The following is a 20824-nucleotide window of genomic DNA, read 5'->3' on the forward strand; positions in this document are numbered from 1 at the left end:
CGTGGTGGTGGGTGGGGCGGCGCCGCCGGCAGCGGGTCAGCGCAGGCTGAGCAGCAGGTCCGTGATGGCGTTGAGGTTCTGGAAGTTGGTCCCGGTCAGCTCGGTCGGCGGGACGTTGATGCCCAGCTCGTCGCGGATGTGCGTGAGCAGCTGGGCGGTGTTGATCGAGGTGAGGATCCCCCACTCGAGCAGCGGTGTGTCCGGCTTGATCTCCGTGCTGCCGGGGTCCGCCAGCAGGCGCTCCTGGACGAACTCGGTGAGCTGTTCGAGCAGTTCTTCGCGGTCACTGGCCACGGCGTACCTCCGGGAGGGGCGTTGAGGGAGGGAGGAGCCGGCGGAGAGCCCGGCACTCGTGGATTTCAACGCTTGATGATGTCATTGCTCGATGAACTCTACTAGTGTTGAATTACCCGTCAAGGGGCCAAGGCGCCCCAGCGGCCCGGCGGTTGGGCAGCAGGGGACGCCGAGCCGGGCGCCCCGGGGGCCGATCGGAGCGGTCGTCGCAGGTGAGCGGACGGCCCCTGCGGGCCGGCGGACGACGCGAACGGGAGGACCCTCATGGGCCGGGAGCGAGGCGGACCCCCTCCGGGCGAGGTGCACGTCCGGGTCGTACGGGAGCCGTCGGGCGCCGACGAACTCCGTCGGTGCATCGCCCTGTTGACCGACGACGAGCGGGAGCGCCGGCGCCACCTCGTGCCGTCGCAGCGGGCCCTGTACGCCGCCGCCCACGCCGCCCTGCGCACCACGACGGCCGCCTGCTCGGGCCGGCCCGTCGGCCGGGTCGCCTTCCGCCGGGGCGCGGCAGGCAAGCCCTACGTCGCCGGCGACCCCGGGTTGCGGGTCAGCCTGTCCCACACCGACGGGCTCGCCCTGGTCGCCGTGAGCCGGGACGGCCCGGTCGGCGTGGACGTCGAACGCCTGGTGCGGCCCGTGGACCCCCGCGGCCTGCGCCGGCAGGTGCTGTCGGACCAGGAGGCCGCGCAGTGGCCCGCGGAGCGGGACGGCCCGCTGTGCGAGGGCCTGCTGACCCACTGGACCTGCAAGGAAGCCGTCCTCAAGGCCCTGGGCACCGGCCTGGCCGGCGACCCGACCGCCGTCCGCGTCACCCCGGGCGCCCGCCGCTCCGGCCCCGTACGGCTCCACCACGCACCCGGGCCGCCCCGGCGCTGGCGGCTGCACCTGCTCGACGTGGGCCCCGGCTACCGGGCCGCGGTGGCCGTCGCGGGCGGCGGCGACGTCGTACGGCTGCTGCCGTGACCGGCCGGCCCCGCACCCGCGCCCCCCTCACGCCCCGAAGGAGACCCTCATGACCACACCCTCGCCCTCCGCACCCACCCTCCTCTGCGTCCCCCACGCCGCCGGCGTCGCCCGCGCCTTCACCGGACTCGGCCAGGCACTCGCGCCCCACGCGCGCACCGTGGCCCTGGAGTTGCCCGGGCACGGGACCCGGATGCGGGAGCCGGTGCGGGACGACTTCGCCGGGGTGCTGGAGGACCTGGTGCGCGCCACCGGCGCCCACACCGCACGGCCGTACGTCCTGCTCGGGCACAGCATGGGCGCCGCCTTCGCCTACGAACTGGCCCGCCACTGGAGCGCGCTGGGCCGCCCGCCGCGCGCCGTGCTGCTCGTGGGCCGCAACGGCCCCACCGCACGGTCGCTCCTGCCCGACCTGCACGGGCTGCCCGACGACGCCTTCCTGGACGGCGTACGCCGGCTCGGCGGCACCCCGCCGCAGCTGTTCGACCACCCCGAGCTCGTCGCCCTGTTCACCCCCGTGCTGCGCGCCGACTTCACCCTCTCGGAGACCTACGCGCCGCTGCCCGGACCGCCGTTGGCCTGCCCCCTCTGGGTGAGCGCGGGCACCGACGACCCGATGGTCGACGACGCCGGCCTGCGCGACTGGGAGAACCACGCCGACGGCGACGTCCACGTGGAGTGGCTCCCGGGCGGCCACTTCCTGCTCGACGACCCGGCGTTCCAGGGCTACGTCGCGGGGGTGCTGCGCAGGCTGCCCCAGCCGGTCGTCTGAGCGCGCGACGCCCGGGTCCCGTCCCGGCCGGCTCCAGATCAGGAGTGCGGGGAGGCGTCAGGACGACGCCCGCACCACCAGCTCCGTCGGCAGCGTGATCTGCTGCCGGTCCGCGCCGTGCCGGGTGATGTCGGTCAGGATGCGGGCCATGGTCCGCCCGAGCTCCTCCACGGGCTGGCGCACGGTCGTCAGCGGCGGGTCGGTGTGGCGGGCCAGGACCGAGTCCTCGAACCCGACGACGGCGACGTCCTCCGGCACCCGCCTCTTCCAGCGGCGCAGTTCGGTCAGGGCGCCGACCGCCATGAGGTCGGACGCGGCGAAGACCGCGTCCAGGTCGGGGGCGCGTTCAAGGAGCGAACGCATCGCGTGCGCACCCCCCTCCTCGGTGAAGTCGCCCGTCTCGACGAGGAGGTCCTCGGCGGCGACGCCGGCCTCGCGGTGTGCGGCGTGCCAGCCCGCGAGCCGGCTGCGGCCGACGTCCATGTCCGGGGGACCGGTGATCGTCGCCACCCGCCGCCGTCCGCGGCCCAGCAGGTGCCGTACGGCCGCGGCGGCACCGCCCGCGTTGTCGGCGATCACGTAGCTCAACTGCTCGTCCGCGCCCCGGCGTCCGGCCAGGACGGTGGGCAGGCCCATCTCCTCCAGCATGCCCGGCAGCCGGTCCCCGGAGTGCACGGAGAGCAGCAGCACCCCGTCCACCCGGCGGGTCGCCACCGACTCGGTCAATTGGTCGCGCTCGGCCGCGTCACGGACGAGCATCAGCTGCAGCTGGGTGCGGCTCTCCGCGCACGCGCCGCTGACCCCGCGGATGATCGCGGCGAAGAAGGGCTCCGAGCCGAGCCGGCTCTCCGACTCGGGGATCACCAGCGCCACGGCGTCGGTGCGGTTGGTCACCAGGCCGCGGGCGACCGAGTTGGGGACGTAGTTGAGTTCCTTGATCGCCGCGAGCACCCGGGCGCGCGCCTCGGCACTGACCAGGTCCGAGCCGTTGACGACACGGGAGACCGTCGTGCGGCCCACTCCGGCGTGGGCGGCGACCGTTTTGATCGTCGGACGGCGGTTTCCGGTCATGTGCTCCCCCCTCGCGCCGCGGCGGCAGGTCCCGCCACGGAGGTGACCTGCGCAATTCTTGCAGATCTGCCCCCACCGGGCGCTGCCCGGCCCGGGCGGCCGGCCGCACTTCCCCGGGGGCCGGGCGATGAGTTGTGTTCGAGTCATTGACAGACCGGGTCCGCCCCCAGGAGTCTTCGATGCGCCGAGTGGGAACGTGCCCACCCAGAGATGGGCACGTTCCCACCCTCCCGAAGCATCCCATAACTCATCACCACGGCTCTGCCGTGACCCGTGCGGAACCCGTCGCCGTCGGCGGTCCGGTGCCGCCGCTAGGAGGAGACCCATGACCACTTCCGGTTCGTTGCGCAGGAGGGCGGTGGCGGCGGCCGCGGCGCTCGGCGCGCTGGCGCTCGTGGTCGGCTGCGGCGGCAGCGACGACTCCGCCACCGGCGGCGGCAAGAAGGACGGCAAGGTCACCATCACCATGGGCCTGTACGGGGTGATGGGCCTGAAGGAGACCGGCCTCCTCGAGCAGTACGAGAAGGAGAACCCCGGGGTCGAGATCAAGGCCGAGATCGCCGGCGACGAGCAGACGTACTACACCGCCCTGCAGACCAGGCTCGCCGCCGGCAAGGGCCTGAAGGACATCCAGGGCATCGAGGTCGGCCGGGCCAAGGAGATCACCGACACCCAGTCGGACAAGTTCGCCGACTTCAGCGACGTGCCGGGCCTCGACCACTTCCTGCCGTGGAAGGAGTCCCAGATCACCACCGCCGACGGCAAGGTGCTCGGCCTCGGCACCGACATCGGGCCGATGGCCGTCTGCTACCGCAAGGACTACTTCGCGAAGGCCGGCCTGCCCACCGAGCGCGACCAGGTTGCGAAGCTCTGGGAAGGCGACTGGAAGAAGTACGTCGAGGTCGGCCGCACCTTCAAGAAGGACTTCAAGGGCGGGAAGGTCGCCTACATGGACGCGGCCAGCGGCCTGTTCAACGCCATGATCTACGGCAGCCCCGAGCAGTTCTACGACGAGAAGGGCGAGCTGGTCTACGACAGCAACCCGGTCGTCAAGGAGGCGTGGAGGCTCGCCGCCGACGCGGCGGAGGGCGGCCTGACGGCCAAGCTCCGCCAGTTCCAGCCGGGTTGGGACCCCGGCCTGGCCAACGGCACGTTCGCCACGGCCGTGTGCCCCGCCTGGATGCTGAGCCACATCAGTGAGAAGGCCGGACCGGCGAACAAGGGCAAGTGGGACGTGGCCAAGGCCCCCAAGGGGGCGAACTGGGGCGGGTCCTTCCTCGGCGTCGTCGAGCAGAGCCCGGTCAAGGAGGAGGCCAAGAAGCTCGTCGCCTGGCTGACCGCCCCCGAGCAGCAGGCGCACGTCTTCCAGGAGATCGGCAACATCCCGTCCTCGCGCCAGGCGCTGGACAGCCCCGAGGTCAAGAACGCCACGTCCGCGTACTTCAGCGGCGCGCCCATCGGACAGATCTTCGGCGCGGCGGCCCAGGAGATACCCGACAAGCAGGTGCTCGGCCGCAAGGACGGCACCATCAAGGACACCTTCTCCCAGGGGCTGACGCTGATCGAGCAGCAGGGCACCGCCCGGGACAAGGCCTGGAACACCACCGCGGAGCGCATCGAGAAGGCGGTCGGCTGACCCCCGGCCCCCGTGGCCGTGCGGGCCCGCCCGCCGCGGGCGGGCCCGCACGGCCGGCTCACCCGTCCGCTCCCAGGAAGGAACTCCGGTGGCCACCTCCACCACCCAGCCCCTGACCGGGGACGAGCCCGCCGGGCCGCCCCCGCGACCAGGCACCGCCCGGCGGCGCGGCGCGCTCCTGCACCGGCTCGACCTCAAGGGCGCCCCGTACGCCTTCGTCGCACCGTTCTTCGTGGTCTTCGCCGCGTTCAGCTTCTACCCGCTCGTCTACACCTTCTGGATCTCCCTGCACGACGTCGAGCTGGCCACCCTCGACGTCATGCAGTGGGTGGCGTTCGACAACTACGTCGAGCTGTGGGGCGATTCCCGCTTCTGGAACGCGCTGCAGAACACGATCACCATCGGCGTCATCTCCACCGTGCCGCAGTTGCTGATGGCCCTCGGACTGGCCCACCTGCTCAACTACCGCATGCGCGGCTCGCTGTTCTTCCGCGTCGCCTCGCTCGTGCCCTACGCGACCTCGGTCGCCGCGGCCGCCCTCGTCTTCACGATGATCTTCGAGCGCGACTTCGGCATGATCAACTGGGCGCTCGGCTCGGTCGGGATCGCCCCGGTGGACTGGGAGGCCGACAAGTGGCCCGCCCAGGTGGCCATCTCCACCATCGTGATCTGGCGCTGGACCGGCTACAACGCCCTGCTCTACCTCGCCGCCATGCAGGCCATCCCGGCCGACCGCTACGAAGCCGCCTCCCTCGACGGGGCCTCCCGGTGGCAGCAGTTCACCCACGTCACGGTCCCCGGGATCCGCTCCACGATCGTCTTCACCATCGTGCTCTCCACGATCGGCGCCACGCAGCTGTTCGGTGAGCCGCTGATCTTCGGCCAGGGGCCCAACGGCGTGACCGGCGGCGCGGACAACCAGTACCAGACCCTGGGGCTGCTGCTGTACGAGGAGGGCTGGAAGAACTACCAGATGGGCCGCTCGGCGACCGTCGCCTGGGCCATGTTCCTGCTGCTCCTGCTCGTCTTCCTCGTGCAGCGCGTCGTCCAGCGCGTCCGCTCCCGTACGTCCTGACCCGGAGTCCCCATGACCCTGCACAGTCTCCCGGCACAGAACGCCACCGCGGGCCCGGCCGCACCGGGGAAGGCGGCCCCCCGGGGCGGCCGCCGGCTGCTGCGCCAGCGCGCCGGGCGCCAGCACCACGCCGGCCCCCTCACCTACGTCCTGCTCGTCGTCATGGCGGTGCTGTCGCTCTTCCCGCTGTACTGGACGATGGTGGCCGCCTCGACCGACAACACCCGTGTCAGCCAGACCCCGCCGCCGTTCCTGCCGGGCCCGAACCTGTTCAGCAACCTGGCCCGCGCCTGGGACGAGGCGGCGATGGGCAAGGCGATGGTCAACAGCCTCATCGTGGCCGGGGTGATCGCCCTGTCCACCGTGCTGTTCGCGACGCTCGCCGGGTTCGCCTTCGCCAAACTGCGGTTCACGGGGCGCAACGCCCTGCTCACGCTGGTCATCGGGACCATGCTGGTGCCGCCGCAGCTCGGCGTCGTACCGCTGTTCATGATGATGGCCGACCTCGGCTGGTCCCAGCAGCTGCCCGCCGTCATCTTCCCGACCCTGGTGAGCGCGGTGGGCGTGTTCTTCATGCGGCAGTACCTGTCCGAGGCCCTGCCGGACGAACTGGTCGAGGCGGGACGCGTGGACGGGGCGCACTCGCTGCGGATCTTCTTCAGCATCGTGCTGCCCGTCGCCCGCCCCGCGATGGCCGTCCTGTTCATGATCACGTTCGTGCACGCCTGGAACGACTTCTTCTGGCCGTTCGTGGTGCTCGACATGACCAACCCGACCGTCCCCGTCGCCCTCACCCAGCTCAGCGCGGGGTACGTCCGCGACCAGTCGCTGATCATGGCCGGGGCCCTGCTCGGCACCCTGCCGCTACTGGCGATGTTCGTCGTCTTCGGCCGCCAGATCGTCAGCGGCATCATGGCGGGAGCCGTCAAGGGCTGACCGCCGCATCCACGCCCAAGTCGGTTGCCGTGCCGCTCTGTTGGGCCGTTCGGAGCCCTTCCCCACCGGATCGTCCGCGACCGTCGCACACCACCACCTCGAAAGGACTCACGTGGTCACCGCAGCACAGCAGACCGCGTCCGCCCCGGACGCCGCCCGCGCTTTCCCCAAGGGCTTCCTCTGGGGCTCCGCCACCGCTTCCTACCAGATCGAGGGGGCGGCCGCCGAGGACGGCAGGACGCCCTCCATCTGGGACACCTACGCCCGCACCCCGGGCCGGGTCCGCAACGGCGACACCGGCGACATCGCCACCGACCACTACCACCGCCGGCGCGAGGACGTCGCCCTCATGGCCGAACTCGGCCTGGGCGCCTACCGCTTCTCCCTCGCCTGGCCCCGCATCCGGCCCACCGGCCGCGGGCCCGCCGCGCAGAAGGGCCTCGACTTCTACCGGCGCCTCGTCGACGACCTGCTGGACAAGGGCATCCAGCCCGTCGCCACCCTCTACCACTGGGACCTCCCGCAGGAACTGGAGGACGCGGGCGGCTGGCCCGAGCGCGCCACGGCCGAGCGCTTCGCCGAGTACGCGGCCCTCGCGGCGGACGCCCTCGGCGACCGGGTGAAGACCTGGACGACGCTCAACGAACCCTGGTGCAGCGCCTTCCTCGGCTACGGCTCCGGCGTGCACGCCCCCGGCCGCACCGACCCGGTCGCCGCCCTGCGCGCGGCGCACCACCTCAACCTCGCCCACGGCCTGGCCACCCGGGCGCTGCGCGACCGCCTCGGCACGGACGCGCAGGTCTCGGTCACCCTCAACATCCACCACGTCCGTCCGCTCACCGCGTCGGAGGGCGACGCGGACGCGGTCCGCCGGATCGACGCGCTCGCCAACCGGGTCTTCACCGGCCCGATGCTGACCGGCGCCTATCCGGAGGACCTGTTGAAGGACACCGCCGGGCTGACCGACTGGTCCTTCGTCCAGGACGGCGACCTCGCGCGGATCCACCAGCCGCTGGACTTCCTCGGCGTCAACTACTACACGCCGACCGTGGTCTCCGAGGCCGACGGCAGCGGCACCCACACCTCCGACGGACACGGCAACAGCGCCCACAGCCCCTGGCCGGGTGCCGACCGGGTGGCCTTCCACCAGCCGCCGGGTGACACCACCGCGATGGGCTGGGCCGTCGACCCCAGCGGCCTGTACGACCTGTTGCGCCGGCTCACCGCCGACTTCCCGGGCCTGCCGCTGGTCATCACCGAGAACGGCGCCGCGTTCGACGACTACGCCGACCCCGAGGGCCGGGTCAACGACCCCGCCCGGATCGCCTACCTCCGCGGGCACCTCGCCGCGGTCCACCAGGCGATCCAGGACGGGTCGGACGTGCGCGGCTACTTCCTGTGGTCCCTGCTGGACAACTTCGAGTGGGCCCACGGCTACAGCAAGCGTTTCGGCGCGGTGTACGTCGACTACCCGACCGGCACGCGCATCCCCAAGGCCAGCGCCCGCTGGTACTCCGAGGTGGCCCGCACCGGCGTGCTCCCGGGCGCCTGAGACACCGGTACGGCTCACCCTCCGACCCCGCGTGACGTCGCACGCCGCCCCCGGTCCCGCACCTGCGGAGACCGGGGGCGGCGTCGTGCCGTGGGAGCGGTGACCCGAGCCCGCTGGGCCGGCGGGGCGTTCAGGCCGCCGGCTGCACCTCGGAGAACTGCGCCCGCCAGTACGCCAGCGGCGTGCGGGCCGGGCTCACGTCGCCGTGCACCAGGCGGCCGACCAGGATCTGGTGGTCGCCCGCCAGGTGACTGCTCGTCAGCACGCACTCGGCGTGCGCGACGGTGGCGGGCAGGACCGGCGCGCCCGTGCGCTTGCCGGGGCTCCACGGCACGTCCGTGAAGCGCTCGGGCACCGGCGAGGCGAAGGTGCGGGCGGTGTCCTCCATGCCGGAGGACAGGAAGTTCACCGCGAAGGCCCCGCTCTCGTGGATGGCCTCCAGGGTGGCGCTGGGCTGCTTCACGCAGACCAGCAGCAGCGGCGGCGACGCCGAGACGCTGCACACCGCGCTGCACGTCAGGCCGCGCGGCTGGCCGTCGGCCGTCACGCTGGTGACGACGCTCACCCCGGTGGGCAGCGAACCCATCACGGAGCGGAACGTCGACAGGTCCACCTGGTCCAACAGGGTTTCGACGGGCTGGTGTCGGTCGGACATCACAGGATCCTCACGGGTCAGGCCGAGTCGGGCCAGGGGGTCGCGGACGGAGAGGGCGGGCGCCGTGCGCACGGCGCGCTCACCCGACGCTGGTGATGCGTTCGACGAGGGCCGGCCGGTCCGTCTTGCCGTTGGCCGTCAGCGGCAGCTCGGGGACGGTGTGCACCGCGTCGACCACCATGTACAGCGGCAGCCGGTCCGCGCAGTCCCGCTTGAGGTCCAGCAGCCCCGGGCCGCTCGGCCCCTCGGGCACCACCACCGCGTGGATCTTGGCGTCCAGGCCGTCGCCCACGACCACGCAGGCCGCGGCGGCGACCTTCGGGTGGGAGCTCACCACGGCCTCGATGTCGCCGAGTTCGATACGGTGGCCGCGCACCTTGACCATGTGGTCGCGCCGGCCGACGTACTCCAGCATCCCGTCGGGGCCCATCCGGCCGATGTCACCGGTGAAGTAGGCGCCCTTCTGCGGCTCGCGGCCCCAGTAGCCGAGCATCACGGTCGGTCCGCTCACCACGATCTCGCCCTCGCGGGCGCGCGGCGGGTGCAGCCGTATCCGGTCGCCGGAGGCCGGGGCGCCGATCGGCAGCGGGCGGGTGCTGCCGAGGTCGCGGTCGGTGACCTCGTAACTGGTGCACACATTGGTCTCGGTGGGCCCGTACCAGTTGAACATCCGCACGTCCGGCCACGCCTTGCGCAGCTCGTGCACCTGCTGGACCGGGAACGGCTCCCCGGCGAAGACGCACACCCTGAGCGCCTCGGGCGGATCGCCGGCCAGCAGGTCACCGCGCTGCATCATCAGGATCAGCGCGGACGGCACCGAGTACCAGACGCTGATCCGCTCCCGCTGCAACAGCGCGACCAGCTGCGGCGGGTCGTAGGCCAGGCCCTCGGGGACCAGCACCACCGACGCGCCCGCGTGGAAGGCGGCGTACAGGTCGAAGACGGACAGGTCGAAGTTGAACGGGGCGTGGTTGGACAGCCGGTCCGTGGCGGTCACGCCGACCTCGGCGACCGCCCAGGTGATGAAGGCGAGCGCGTTGCGGTGGCTGATGCACACGCCCTTCGGTTCCCCGGTCGAGCCGGAGGTGTAGAGGATGTACGCCGGGTCGTCGGGCTCGCCCGCGTGCACGGGCGGCGCCGCCGAGGCGGGTGCCTCCTCGCGCACGGCGTCGAACGCGGCCAGCGGCAGGTCCGCCTCCCAGCCGGACCCCTCGGCCCGCCGGATGCCGTCGGCGTCGGCGACCACCAGCGCCGGGGAGCAGCCGGCCGCGATGCGGCGCACCCGCGCCGCGGGGTTGTTGGCGCTGACCGGGACGTACACCGCGCCGACGCGCAGCGCGCCCTGCATCAGGGCGATGGCGTCCAGTGTCTTGTGCGTCCACAGCACGACCCGGTCGCCGGGGCGGACCCCGCGGCGGTGCAGGGCGGCGGCGTAGCGGTCGGCGAGTTCGTCCAGCTCCCGGTAGCTGGCGACGCCCTGGGCCGAGCGGACGGCAGGCGCGTCCGGGGCGCGCCGGGCGGAGTCGATGACGAGCTGGTGGAGCCTCACAGTCCCATCTCCTTCACGATGAGTTGGCGTTGGATGTCGGAGGTCCCGGAGAAGATCGTGCTGGGCACGGCGTCGCGCAGGGCGGCCTCGATGCCGTCCTCGCGCAGGTAGCCCCGCCCGCCGAAGATCCGTACGGCGTCGGTGGCCGACGCCAGCACGCCCTCGGAGACGGCGAGCTTCGACAGGGCGACCTCGAGCACGGACGGCTCGCCCCGGTCCATCGACCAGCAGGCCCGGTACAGCAGCAGCCGGGCGCTCTCCAGGCGCAGTGTGATGTCGGCGATCCGGTGCGAGACCGCCTGGAAGTCGCCGATGCGTCGCCCGAACTGCCGGCGGGAGCGTGCGTGGTCGACGCACTGCCCGAGCAGCCGGTCCAGCAGGCCGACGTAGAGGGCGAACAGACAGGCCCGCTCCCAGCCCATGGAGTGCTGGAAGATCGCCGCGCCGCCGCCGACCGTGCCGAGCACCTGCTCGTCGGGGACGAAGCAGTCCTCGAAGGTGACCGCGCCGGCGGGCACGGAGTGCATGCCCATCTTGTCGTAGGGGCGGCCCACGACGACGCCCTCGGCCGTCCGGTCGACGACGAAGCCGGTGACGCCGAGGAACCCGGCCTTGGGGTTGACGGTCGCGTACGTGACGTACACGTCGGAGGCGGGCCCGTTGGTGACGAAGCTCTTGGTGCCGTTGAGCAGCCAGCCGCCGTCCGTGCGGGTCGCGGTCGTGGACAGCGCGGAGGAGTCGGAGCCGGCCTCCGGCTCGGTCATCGCGTTGCCCGCGATCAGCCGGCCCGAGGCCAGGCCCGGCAGCAGCCGGCGCCGTACGGCGTCCGTGCCGAAGGCGACGACCGGCATGGCGCAGGCGAAGGTGTGCGCACCGGCGGCGAACACCAGGCCGGTGTCGGGGCAGCCGCGGCCCACCGCCTCCACGACGCGCGCGGTGTCCAGGGCGCCCAGGCCCCCGCCGCCGTACTCCGTCGGCAGGGGCGCGCCGAGCACGCCGATCTCGCCGAGCGCCAGCCAGTCCTTGCGGTCGTAGAAGCCGGTGCCGGGCGGGTCCGGGAAGGCCGCCCGCGTCGCCTCCAACACCTCGTCGTAGCGGGCCTGTTGCCCGTCACTCCAACCGAACTCCACGTGTGCTCCTGGGATACGGGGAAGGGGACGCCCTCCCGGGTCGGGCGGTGCGCGGGGCCGTCCCCGCCTCACCTCAACGGGTCAGTGCTGCTCGGGCACGTGGCGCAGGTTGCGCGGGCCGACGTAGCGCAGCCGGGGGTGGATGCGGCCCTGCTGGGCGCGCTGCTCCTCGGCGTGGGCGAGCCAGCCGGCCACCCGGGCCGCCGCGAACATGGGGACGAACAGGTCGGAGGGCATGCCGAGCATGTGGTAGATCGCGGCCGCGTAGCAGTCCACGGTCAGGTAGGGGCGGGGCCCCTTCGAGGGGTGGGCGGCGGTCCGTACGGCGTCCAGCACCTGGAGCACGTGGTCGCTGCCGGGGTCGCCGCGGAAGCGCCGGGCCGCGTCGCGCAGCGGCCGCACCCGGGGGTCCTCCTCGGCGTAGGACACCGGGCGGCGGGCCGCGGCGGCGTCGGCGCGGCCGCGCAGGTAGGCGGCCACCGTCCGGGGGTCGGTGTCGCCGCTCGCCAGGTCGATCACCTGGTGGGCGGCGCCGCCGTGCAGGGGGCCGGTGAAGGTGGCGAGCGCCACGGTGATGGTGGCGAAGGTGTCGGCGCCGGTGGCGGCCGCGACGCGGGCCGCGAACGCCGAGGCGTTGCAGCCGTGTTCGGCCTGGAGGATCAGGCACAGGTCGACCAGCCGCACCCGCTCCGGGTCCCGGGGCAGGCCCAGCAGGTGCAGGATGTTCTCGGCGTGGCTGAGGTCGGGGCGGGGCCGGGGCAGCGGGCGCCGGGCACGGGCCGCCTGCTGGGTGGCGAAGATCGTGGGGATGCGGGCGATCAGCCGTTCCCCGAGGCCGATGTGGGCGGCCGGGTCGGCGTCGGCCTCGGCGGCCACGGCGAGCGCGGAGACGGCGGTGCGCAGCACCGACGAGGGGGAGGAGGCCGCGTTCGCGGTGAGGTTGGCGGCGACCGCGACGGGCAGGTCGCGGGCCGCGGCGAGCCGGGCCCGGAAGGCGGCCAGCTCCTCGGCGTCCGGCAGCCAGCCGCGCAGCAGCAGGTGGACGACCTCCTCGTAGGTGGTGCGGCCGAGCAACTCCTCGATGGGGTAGCCCCGGTAGGCCAGCCGGCCGCGCACGGGGTCGACCTCGGAGATGCCCGTCTCGCCGACCACCAGCTCCGACACGGCCTCGGGCGGTCCGGCCGCCGGTTCGGCGGGCGGGGCGGGCCGTGCGGGGACGAGCGCGGAGGCGTCCTCGGGGGCCTTCAGCCCGGACAGTTCGGCGAGGCGTTCGTCGTAGAACGCGCGGAGTTGGCCCACGGACTCGATGCGCTCGATCAGCCGGTCGTCCAGTGTGGTCCCCAGCTCGTGCTCCAGGTGGACCTGGAGTTCCACGGCCGTGAGGTCGTCCCAGCTGTTGACGGTGCGTAGCTGCAACTCGTCCCCGATGAACTCCGAGGGCATGTCGAAGACTCGGGACAACGTGCTGATGACGGGGTGCACCTGGGCCATCTCCTTGTCTGTACGTCGCTTCCCGCGCCGGGTCGCGGATGGCGGGAAGCGGGAGTGGGGGGACCGGCCGGCCGGCCGGCGGACCCCGCCCCGGCCGGCGTCAGCCGGCGAGGTCGGGCGCCTTGTCCGGGGCCTTGCCGGCGAACCGGACGACGGGCTTGTCCTGGGCGGGCGCCTGCACCAGGTCGATGCGCGCCCGCGGGAAGAGGTAGGGCAGCAGGGGCCCGGTCATCGCCGTGGTGATCAGGGCCATCAGGACCATCTCGGTGAACAGGCTGTCGTCGAGCACGCCGAGGTTCAGTCCGACGCCCAGGATGATCAGTTCGGTCAGGCCCCGGGTGTTCATCAGCACGCCCACCCCGGTCGACTCGCGCCAGGTCAGCCCGAAGGAGCGGGCCGGCAGTCCGGCGCCCAGGACCTTGCCGAGGATGGACGCGGTCAGGATGAGGGCCAGTTCGAGCCAGCCGGTCGCGGAGACGCCGGCGACGTCCACGGACAGGCCGGTGATGATGAAGTACACCGGCAGCAGCAGCTCCCCGGCGTGCTCCAGCGGGCGCAGCATGCGTTCCTGGAGCATCGCCTGGGGTTTGCGCGGCATGACCAGGCCGAAGGCGAACGCGCCGAAGATGGGGTGGATGCCGATCTTCGAGGTGGTGTAGGCGGACAGCAGCAGACCGGCGGTGACCAGCGCGGCCAGTTGGGCGCCTGAGCCCCGGCGGGAGATCCACAGGACGGCCCGCGCGAGCAGCGGCCGCACGACGCAGATCATCGCGGCACCGTACCCGGCGGACATCCAGAGGGTGTCGGTGAAACCGGTGGGCCCGGACGCGGTGACGATGGCGACCACCCCGGCCAGCAGGCACCAGGCGAGCACGTCGCCGAACGCGGCGCTGGTGAGGGCGAGCGCGCCGATCTTCGTGCGGCTGAGGTTGTTGTCCTTCAGGATGCGGGCCAGCACGGGGAACGCGGTGATGGACATGCTGACGCCCAGGTAGAGGACGAAGGAGAACCAGGGCACCTTGTCGCCGCCGACCACGGAGTGGTTGTGGTACAGCAGTGCGGCGACGCCCATGCCGAGGGCCAGTGGGGTGAGGATGCTGCCCGCGGTGACCCCGGCCACCGAGCGCTTGTTGCGCCCCATGGTGGCGCCGTCCAGTTCCCAGCCGATGGTGAACATGAACAGCAGCAGCCCGATCTGGGCCACGGTCGACAGCAACGGGCGTACCTCGGTAGGAAACAGACGGTGCGTCAGGTCGCCCGGCAGCAGTCCGAGCAGGCTCGGTCCGAGCAGGATGCCCGCGGTGATCTCGCCGATCACGGCGGGCTGGCGTATGCGCCGCGAGAGCCGGGCGAGGAGGGTGCCCGTGACCAGGATGACGGCGATCCCGGCGAAGGCGGTGGCCTGTAAGGATTCCAGCTGGTGCGGGGTCACGGCAGCTCCTAGAGCGTTGAGCGTTAAATTAATTCACCGAGCAAAGAACTCAACTGCTGATGAGTTTTGCACGCGGATCGATACGCGAACAAGGGGCCTCCCGGGGCTGGTCGGCCCCCTGTGGGAGGCGTCGGGACGCCTGCGGGGGCTGCTGCCTGGGGGGTTGCCGGGTGCTCGGGCCCGTGAAAAACTCATCCACTGTTGAGTTCACTGTATGTTGAGTTCCTGTCCGAGCAGAAGGTGGTGCCCGACCATGCGTGAACTGGTGGAGGCGATCGAGTCCCCGGACGCGGCGCCGGCCGACCTGGCGGCCCTCGGGGTGCCGCACTCCTACCGGGGCGCCGTCCTGCACAAGGCGGACGCCGGCCTGTTCGACGGCGTACCCCTGCGCGAGCGGCGCCCCGCCGACTCGCTGCACGTCGAGGAGGTGCCCACGCCCGAACCCGGCCCCGGCGAGGTGCTGGTGGCGGTCATGGCGAGCGCGGTCAACTACAACACCGTCTGGAGCGCCCTGTTCACCCCGGTGTCGACCTTCGCCTCCCTGGAGCGCTACGGCCGCCTCGGCGGGCTCGCCGCCCGCCACGACCTGCCGTACCACGTCATCGGCTCCGACCTCGCCGGGGTCGTCCTCAAGTGCGGCCCGGGCGTGCGGCGCTGGCGGACGGGCGACCGGGTCGTCGCGCACTGCGTGTCCGTCGAGCTGGAGGACCCCGAGGGCCACGGCGACCCCATGCTCGACCCCGAGCAGCGCATCTGGGGCTACGAGACCAACTTCGGCGGCCTCGCCGACCTCGCCCTCGTCAAGGCCACCCAGCTGCTGCCCAAGGCCGCCCACCTCACCTGGGAGGAGGCCGCCTCACCCGGCCTGGTCAACTCCACCGCCTACCGCCAGCTCGTCACCCCCCAGGGCGCCGGCATGAAGCAGGGCGACAACGTCCTCATCTGGGGCGCCGTCGGCGGCCTCGGCTCCTACGCCACCCAGCTCGCCCTGGCCGGCGGCGCCAACCCCATCTGCGTCGTCTCCTCCCCCGAGAAGGCCGCGCTCGCCCGCTCCCTGGGCGCCGAGCTGATCATCGACCGCAACGCCGAGGGCTACCGCTTCTGGAGCGACCCCCACACCCAGGACCCCACGGAGTGGAAGCGCTTCGGCCGGCGCATCCGCGAGCTGACCGGCGGCGAGGACGTCGACATCGTCTTCGAGCACCCCGGCCGCGAGACGTTCGGCGCGTCGGTCTACGTCACCCGCAAGGGCGGCACCGTGGTCACCTGCGCCTCCACGGCCGGCTACACCCACGAGTACGACAACCGCTACCTGTGGATGTCCCTCAAGCGGATCATCGGCACCCACTGCGCCAACTACCGCGAGGCGTGGCTGGCCAACCGGCTCATCGTCCAGGGCAGGATCCACCCGACGCTCTCGCGCACCTACCCGCTCACGGACGTGGCCCGCGCCGTCGACTCCGTCCACCGCAACGAGCACCACGGCAAGATCGGCGTCCTGTGCCTGTCCCCGACGGAGGGCCTGGGCGTCACCGACCCGGAGCTGCGCGCCCGCCACGAGAACGCGATCAACCGGTTCCGCACGGCCGCGGTCACGGACCGCGTGGTGACGGGGGTGGCGGCGTGAGCGGGGGAGCGGAGCGGGCCGCCGGCAGCGGCGGTGCGGGCGGGGGAGCGGAACAGGCCCCCGGCACCGGCGACATGGGTCGGGCAGCGGAGCAGGCCGCCGACACGGGCGGTGTGCGTGGAGGAGCGGAGCGGGCCGCCGGCAGCGGCGGTGTGCGTGGAGGAGCTGAAGGGACCCCCGGCACCGGCGGTGCCCCCGGCGAACTGCCCCGTGTCCTCGGCGTCGTCGGGCTCGGTGCCGTCGGCTCCGCACTCGTCCGGCGGGCGGCGCTCGCCGGGTACGACGTGGTCGTCCTCGACCCGCGCCCGGACGCCGTGGCCCGCCTCGACGGGCTCGTCCGGGACACGGCGCCGACCGGCCGCCTCCGACTGACCGACGACTACGCGGAGTTCGCGTCCGCCGACGTCGTCGTGGAGGCGGTGCCGGAGCGCCGCGAGGCCAAGACCGAGGTGCTGCGCGCCCTCGACCGGGTCTGCCCGCCCGCCACCGTGCTGGCCACCACCGCGTCCGCGCTGTCCCTCACCGGCCTCGCCACCGCCTCCGGGCGCCCCGGCCGAGTCGTCGGACTGCACCTGGCCCTGCCCACCGCCGAGGTCGCCGAGGTCGGCCGTACGGTCGTCGCGGACACCGCGGCCGTCGAGCGCGTCCGCGACCTCGCCCGCGCCCTCGGCCTGGACCCCGTCACCGTCGGCGACCGGGCCGGACTGGTCTCCGCCTCACTGCTGTTCGGGTACCTCAACCACGCCGTCGCCCTGTACGACCAGGGCGTCGTCGGGCGCGACGACATCGACGCGGCCATGCGGTACGGCTGCGGACTGCCGCTCGGCCCGCTCGAACTCCTCGACGTGATCGGCGCCGACACCGCCTGCGACGTCCTCACCGCGCTCGCCGACCGCCTGGACGAGCCCGCGCTGCGACCGGCCCGCCGGCTCCGGCACATGGCACTGGCCGGCCTGCTCGGCCGCAAGTCGGGCCGCGGCTTCTACGACTACCCGGCGCGGCCCGCCGGGACCGGTGCCGACGCGGGCCCCGACGCCGTCCGCCCGCTGCCCGTCCGCCGGGCCGGCGTCGTCGGCACCGGCACCATGGCCGCCGGCATCGTGGAGGTCCTCGCCCGCAACGGCATCCCCACCCTGCTCGTCGGCCGCAGCGACGAGCGCGCCAAGACCGCGTGGGAGGCGGTCGCCGCCTCCACCGGCCGCGCCGTGCGCCGGGGCCGGATGACCGAGGCCGACCAGTCCGCGCTGCTCGGCCGGCTGGAGCCGGGCAGCGACCTCGGCCGGCTCGCCGACTGCGACCTCGTCGTCGAGGCCGTCGCCGAGGACCTCGCCGTCAAGAAGCCCCTCTTCGCCCGCCTGGGCGCCCTGTGCGGCCCGGACGCACTGCTCGCGACCACCACCTCCAGCCTGCCGGTCATCGAGTGCGGCCTCGCCTCCGGGCGCCCCCGCGACGTGATCGGGCTGCACTTCTTCAACCCCGCCCCGCTGATGAAGCTGGTCGAGGTGATCCCCTCCCTGGAGACCGCGCCCCATCACCTGGCCGCCGCACGGGAGTTGTGCCGGCGGATCGGCAAGCACCCGGTGCAGTGCCTGGACCGGCCGGGCTTCGTCGTCAACGCGCTGCTCTTCCCGTACCTCAACGGCGCCGTGCGCCTCGCCGAGAGCCACTACGCGAGCACCGACGCCATCGACCAGGTCATGAAGGGCGGCTGCGGATTCCCGCTGGGCCCCTTCGAACTCCTCGACGTCATCGGCCTCGACGTCTCCCTGAGCATCCAGGAGGTCCTGCACACCGCCGACCGCCACCCCGCCTCGGCACCGGCCCCGCTCCTCGGCCACCTCGTGGCGGCCGGCCGGGTGGGCCGCAAGGCGGGTGCCGGCTTCCGGGTGTACGGCTGAGGATGCCGCGCCGGTTCCGCCGGACCGCCCGTCGCCGTCCACCCCCAGCCTCCGTTCCCGTGCGCCACCCCACTCGCCCCAGCGAAGGACCCGCCCATGAACAACCAGGCCGGTGAGAACCCGACGCCCACCCCCGCCCCCGTCCTCTCGGAGGAGTCCGCCGACGCCTTCGCCTGGTCGATGCTGCTCGAACTCGTCGGCCACGGTCTCGCGGGCCCCGCAGCCCGCGCCCCGCACGCCGCCCGCCCCGCCTCCGCCCGGCACACAGCTCGTCCTGCCCGCGCCCCGCACGCGGCCCACCCTGCCCCCGCCGAGCCGGGACGGAAGGCGAGCGAGCGATGAGCACCACGCGGACCACGGACGCCACGGACACCGTCCCGGCCGTCCCGGACAACACCGGTGCGGCCGGCGCACCCGACGAGGTCGGTGCGGCCGGTGCGGCCGGTGCCGTCCGTGCCGTCGCCGAGGACGCCCGGCGGGCCGCGCGGCGGCTCGCCCTGAGCACCGGCGGGGAGCGCGCCACCGCGCTGCGCCTGATCGCCGACCGGCTGGCCGCGCACACCGGTGGCGTGCTGGCCGCCAACGCCGAGGACCTGGCCGCGGCCCGCGCCGCCGGCCGGGACGCGGCCGTCCTCGACCGCCTCGCCCTGGACCGCGCCCGGCTCGACGCCCTCGCGGCGACCGTGCGCAGCCTCGCCGACGAGCCCGACCCGGTGGGCGGCGTCGACGGGGGTGGGGTGATGCCCAACGGCCTGGAGGTGCGCCGCGTCCGGGTGCCGCTGGGCGTGGTCGGCATGATCTACGAGGGCCGCCCCAACGTCACCGTCGACGCGGCCGCCCTGTGCCTCAAGAGCGCCAACGCGGTCCTGCTGCGCGGCTCTTCTACCGCCCGGCGCACCAACGCGGCGCTGGTCGCCGTGATCCGCTCGGCCCTCGCCGACACCAGCCTGCCGGTGGACGCCGTGTGCCTGGTGCCCGGCGTCACGCACGCCTCCGTGCGCGCCCTGATGGCGCTGCGCGGCCTGGTGGACGTCCTGGTTCCGCGCGGCGGCCACGACCTCATCCGGGCGACGGTCCGCGACTCCGCCGTCCCCGTCATCGAGACCGGCGTGGGCAACTGCCACGTCTACGTCGACGAGCACGCCGACCTCGACAAGGCCCTCGCCGTCCTGCTCGACGCCAAGACCCGGCGGCCCTCGGTCTGCAACGCCGCCGAGTCGCTGCTCGTGCACGGGGCCGTCGCCGACGCCTTCCTGCCCCGCGCGCTCACGGCGCTCGCCGCGCACGGGGTGCTGGTGCACGGGGACGAGCGGGTCCGGTCGTACGACCCGGCGGTGGTGCCCGCGACGGAGGACGACTGGGGCCGCGAGTACCTCGCCCCGGAGCTGTCCGCGGCCGTGGTCGGCTCGCTGGACGAGGCGGTCGAGCACATCCGCCGGTACGGCACCGGGCACACGGAGGCCGTCGTCAGCGACTCCCAGTCCGCGGTGCGGCGCTTCGTGGCGCTGATGGACACCGCGGTCGTCGCGGTGAACGCCTCCACGCGCTTCGCGGACGGCGGCCAGATCGGGCTGGGCACCGAACTCGGCATCTCCACGCAGAAGCTCCACGCGCGCGGCCCGATGGGACTGGCCGCGCTGACCACCACCACCCACGTCCTGGTGGGTGACGGACACGTCCGGGACGGAGCCGCCGTACCGGAGACGTGAACAGGAGGACCGGCCATGTACGTGCGCATCATCACCGAGACCCGGCCGTCGGGCTGGCTGCTGTACGCGGAGGAGACACCCGAGCGGCGCCACCTGTCCCTGCCGCCGGCCCTGCCCGTCCCGTGGCTGGGGCTGGCCGGTGTCGAGGAGGACCCCGCCGAGCCCCACATCGTGCGCGGCATCGACTGAACGCCCGCCCGCCGTACGGCCCGACGCGGGCCGGGGCCGTCAACCGATCGCGTAGGAAGGCAGTTCGCCGGAGAGCACCTTGCGCTCCTGCAACCGGGTCAGCCGGGTGACCACCACGAAGGTGAGGGCCGCGGCGGCGATGTCGAGGCAGTCGGAGAACAGCATCGTCCCGGCGGCCTCGCGCAGTTCGTCCGCCGTTTCCGCCCGACCGTAGCCGCGGTCGGCGAACCGGCCGACGAAGAGGTCGGCGAGCCACACGGTCCACCAGGCGTTCACCGGCGCGTGCCCGGACCGCACGCCCCACGGAGCGCTGGCGTCCCAGCTGTCCGCGACGATGCGGCGCGGGAACCAGAGGTTCACCACCGGGCAGAACCAGGCGCCGATGGTCCAGCCGCGCCGCAGACGGTGCCGGGAGGCGTCGAACACCTCGGCGTTCACCCGGATCCGCCACAGCCAGCACAGGGCGACGACGGCCGTGGCCACCAGCGCGGCACCCTGCGCGACGCCGGCTGCGGCGAAGAGGGTGTCCGCCCGGTCCGCCCGGTCGATCAGGCCGGCGCCGGTGCCGCCGTCGGCCAGGTCCCCGGCCACGTCCCTCTGCAGCAGGTCCGCGGAGCAGGCGAACAGGTCACTGGCGACGACGAGTCCGAGCAGCACGGCGGTGGCGCGCGCGAGCGCGGCCGGCGGGCGCAGCCGGAGGCCGGGAGGACCGGCGTACGGCGGAGCCGGCATGGGCGTGGTCATCAGGAGGTCCCCCGAGCGGACGAGATCCGGGCCGGCGCCCGGTTCTCCCCGAACCGGCGCGGCTGCGCTGGTGCCGGCGTGCGTGCGAGGACGTACGCGGG

Annotated in this window: 19 protein-coding genes; 11 read left to right on the forward strand and 8 right to left on the reverse strand. The window is 73.5% G+C overall.

The window, feature by feature from the left end:
• Positions 1-36 precede the first annotated feature (36 nt).
• The gene (locus AQJ30_RS07630; RefSeq protein WP_067230218.1) at positions 37-294 is read right to left on the reverse strand and encodes an acyl carrier protein; all 258 of its coding nucleotides are present in this window, start codon (positions 292-294) and stop codon (positions 37-39) included.
• Positions 295-558: 264 nt separating this feature from the next.
• On the opposite strand from AQJ30_RS07630, the gene AQJ30_RS07635 reads away from it, so the two are divergent.
• Both AQJ30_RS07635 and AQJ30_RS07640 read left to right on the forward strand, forming a co-directional pair.
• Complete coding sequence (locus tag AQJ30_RS07635; RefSeq protein ID WP_159052309.1) at positions 559-1257, forward strand: 4'-phosphopantetheinyl transferase family protein; 699 nt, start codon at positions 559-561, stop codon at positions 1255-1257.
• Positions 1258-1306: 49 nt separating this feature from the next.
• On the forward strand, positions 1307-2029 hold the full coding sequence (locus tag AQJ30_RS07640) for a thioesterase II family protein (RefSeq protein WP_067230223.1): 723 nt from the start codon (positions 1307-1309) through the stop codon (positions 2027-2029).
• Positions 2030-2086: 57 nt separating this feature from the next.
• Here AQJ30_RS07640 and AQJ30_RS07645 read toward each other — a convergent pair whose 3' ends face one another.
• A complete protein-coding gene (locus AQJ30_RS07645) occupies positions 2087-3100 on the reverse strand; it encodes a LacI family DNA-binding transcriptional regulator (protein ID WP_067230225.1) in 1014 nt (337 codons plus the stop codon).
• Between the two features lie 325 nt (positions 3101-3425).
• On the opposite strand from AQJ30_RS07645, the gene AQJ30_RS07650 reads away from it, so the two are divergent.
• From AQJ30_RS07650 to AQJ30_RS07665, 4 genes are all read left to right on the forward strand, one after another.
• Complete coding sequence (locus AQJ30_RS07650; protein WP_067230228.1) at positions 3426-4736, forward strand: ABC transporter substrate-binding protein; 1311 nt, start codon at positions 3426-3428, stop codon at positions 4734-4736.
• Positions 4737-4824: 88 nt separating this feature from the next.
• Positions 4825-5811, forward strand: coding sequence for a carbohydrate ABC transporter permease (locus AQJ30_RS07655; protein ID WP_067230230.1), 987 nt, complete (start codon positions 4825-4827; stop codon positions 5809-5811).
• A gap of 12 nt (positions 5812-5823) precedes the next feature.
• On the forward strand, positions 5824-6747 hold the full coding sequence (locus tag AQJ30_RS07660; protein WP_067230233.1) for a carbohydrate ABC transporter permease: 924 nt from the start codon (positions 5824-5826) through the stop codon (positions 6745-6747).
• 112 nt (positions 6748-6859) lie between these two features.
• Entirely contained in the window at positions 6860-8299 is a 1440-nt protein-coding gene (locus AQJ30_RS07665; protein WP_067230235.1) for a GH1 family beta-glucosidase, read from the forward strand.
• A gap of 130 nt (positions 8300-8429) precedes the next feature.
• On the opposite strand, the gene AQJ30_RS07670 is transcribed toward AQJ30_RS07665, so the two are convergent.
• The 5 genes from AQJ30_RS07670 to AQJ30_RS07690 all read right to left on the reverse strand — a co-directional run bounded on the left by AQJ30_RS07670 (position 8430) and on the right by AQJ30_RS07690 (position 14556).
• Positions 8430-8954, reverse strand: coding sequence for a flavin reductase family protein (locus AQJ30_RS07670; RefSeq protein WP_067230994.1), 525 nt, complete (start codon positions 8952-8954; stop codon positions 8430-8432).
• A gap of 79 nt (positions 8955-9033) precedes the next feature.
• Entirely contained in the window at positions 9034-10503 is a 1470-nt protein-coding gene (locus tag AQJ30_RS07675; RefSeq protein WP_067230238.1) for an amino acid adenylation domain-containing protein, read from the reverse strand.
• Positions 10500-11633: an acyl-CoA dehydrogenase family protein gene (locus AQJ30_RS07680; protein WP_067230240.1), complete on the reverse strand. Its 1134-nt coding sequence runs from the start codon at positions 11631-11633 to the stop codon at positions 10500-10502. The genes AQJ30_RS07675 and AQJ30_RS07680 overlap by 4 nt, the downstream gene beginning before the upstream one ends.
• An 81-nt stretch (positions 11634-11714) precedes the next feature.
• Positions 11715-13124, reverse strand: a complete 1410-nt coding sequence (locus AQJ30_RS07685) for a citrate/2-methylcitrate synthase (RefSeq protein ID WP_067230242.1) — start codon at positions 13122-13124, stop codon at positions 11715-11717.
• A 100-nt stretch (positions 13125-13224) separates the two neighbouring features.
• Positions 13225-14556 (reverse strand): cation:proton antiporter domain-containing protein, encoded by a 1332-nt coding sequence (locus tag AQJ30_RS07690; RefSeq protein ID WP_067230245.1) that lies wholly within the window; start codon positions 14554-14556, stop codon positions 13225-13227.
• Between the two features lie 253 nt (positions 14557-14809).
• On the opposite strand from AQJ30_RS07690, the gene ccrA reads away from it, so the two are divergent.
• The 5 genes from ccrA to AQJ30_RS38380 all read left to right on the forward strand — a co-directional run bounded on the left by ccrA (position 14810) and on the right by AQJ30_RS38380 (position 19979).
• A complete protein-coding gene (ccrA, locus tag AQJ30_RS07695) occupies positions 14810-16183 on the forward strand; it encodes a crotonyl-CoA carboxylase/reductase (protein WP_067230246.1) in 1374 nt (457 codons plus the stop codon).
• A complete protein-coding gene (locus AQJ30_RS07700) occupies positions 16180-18081 on the forward strand; it encodes a 3-hydroxyacyl-CoA dehydrogenase family protein (protein ID WP_245726845.1) in 1902 nt (633 codons plus the stop codon). The genes ccrA and AQJ30_RS07700 overlap by 4 nt, the downstream gene beginning before the upstream one ends.
• A gap of 96 nt (positions 18082-18177) precedes the next feature.
• On the forward strand, positions 18178-18423 hold the full coding sequence (locus AQJ30_RS07705) for a hypothetical protein (protein WP_067230249.1): 246 nt from the start codon (positions 18178-18180) through the stop codon (positions 18421-18423).
• A complete protein-coding gene (locus AQJ30_RS07710) occupies positions 18420-19790 on the forward strand; it encodes a glutamate-5-semialdehyde dehydrogenase (RefSeq protein WP_079083908.1) in 1371 nt (456 codons plus the stop codon). The genes AQJ30_RS07705 and AQJ30_RS07710 overlap by 4 nt, the downstream gene beginning before the upstream one ends.
• Before the next feature lie 15 nt (positions 19791-19805).
• A complete protein-coding gene (locus tag AQJ30_RS38380; protein WP_159052310.1) occupies positions 19806-19979 on the forward strand; it encodes a hypothetical protein in 174 nt (57 codons plus the stop codon).
• A gap of 39 nt (positions 19980-20018) precedes the next feature.
• Here the strand turns inward: AQJ30_RS38380 and AQJ30_RS07715 are convergent, their stop codons facing one another.
• The gene (locus AQJ30_RS07715; protein WP_067230251.1) at positions 20019-20723 is read right to left on the reverse strand and encodes a DUF4328 domain-containing protein; all 705 of its coding nucleotides are present in this window, start codon (positions 20721-20723) and stop codon (positions 20019-20021) included.
• Positions 20724-20824: the final 101 nt, after the last annotated feature.

Source organism: Streptomyces longwoodensis, from assembly GCF_001514125.1.
Taxonomy (GTDB): Bacteria; Actinomycetota; Actinomycetes; order Streptomycetales; family Streptomycetaceae; genus Streptomyces; species Streptomyces longwoodensis.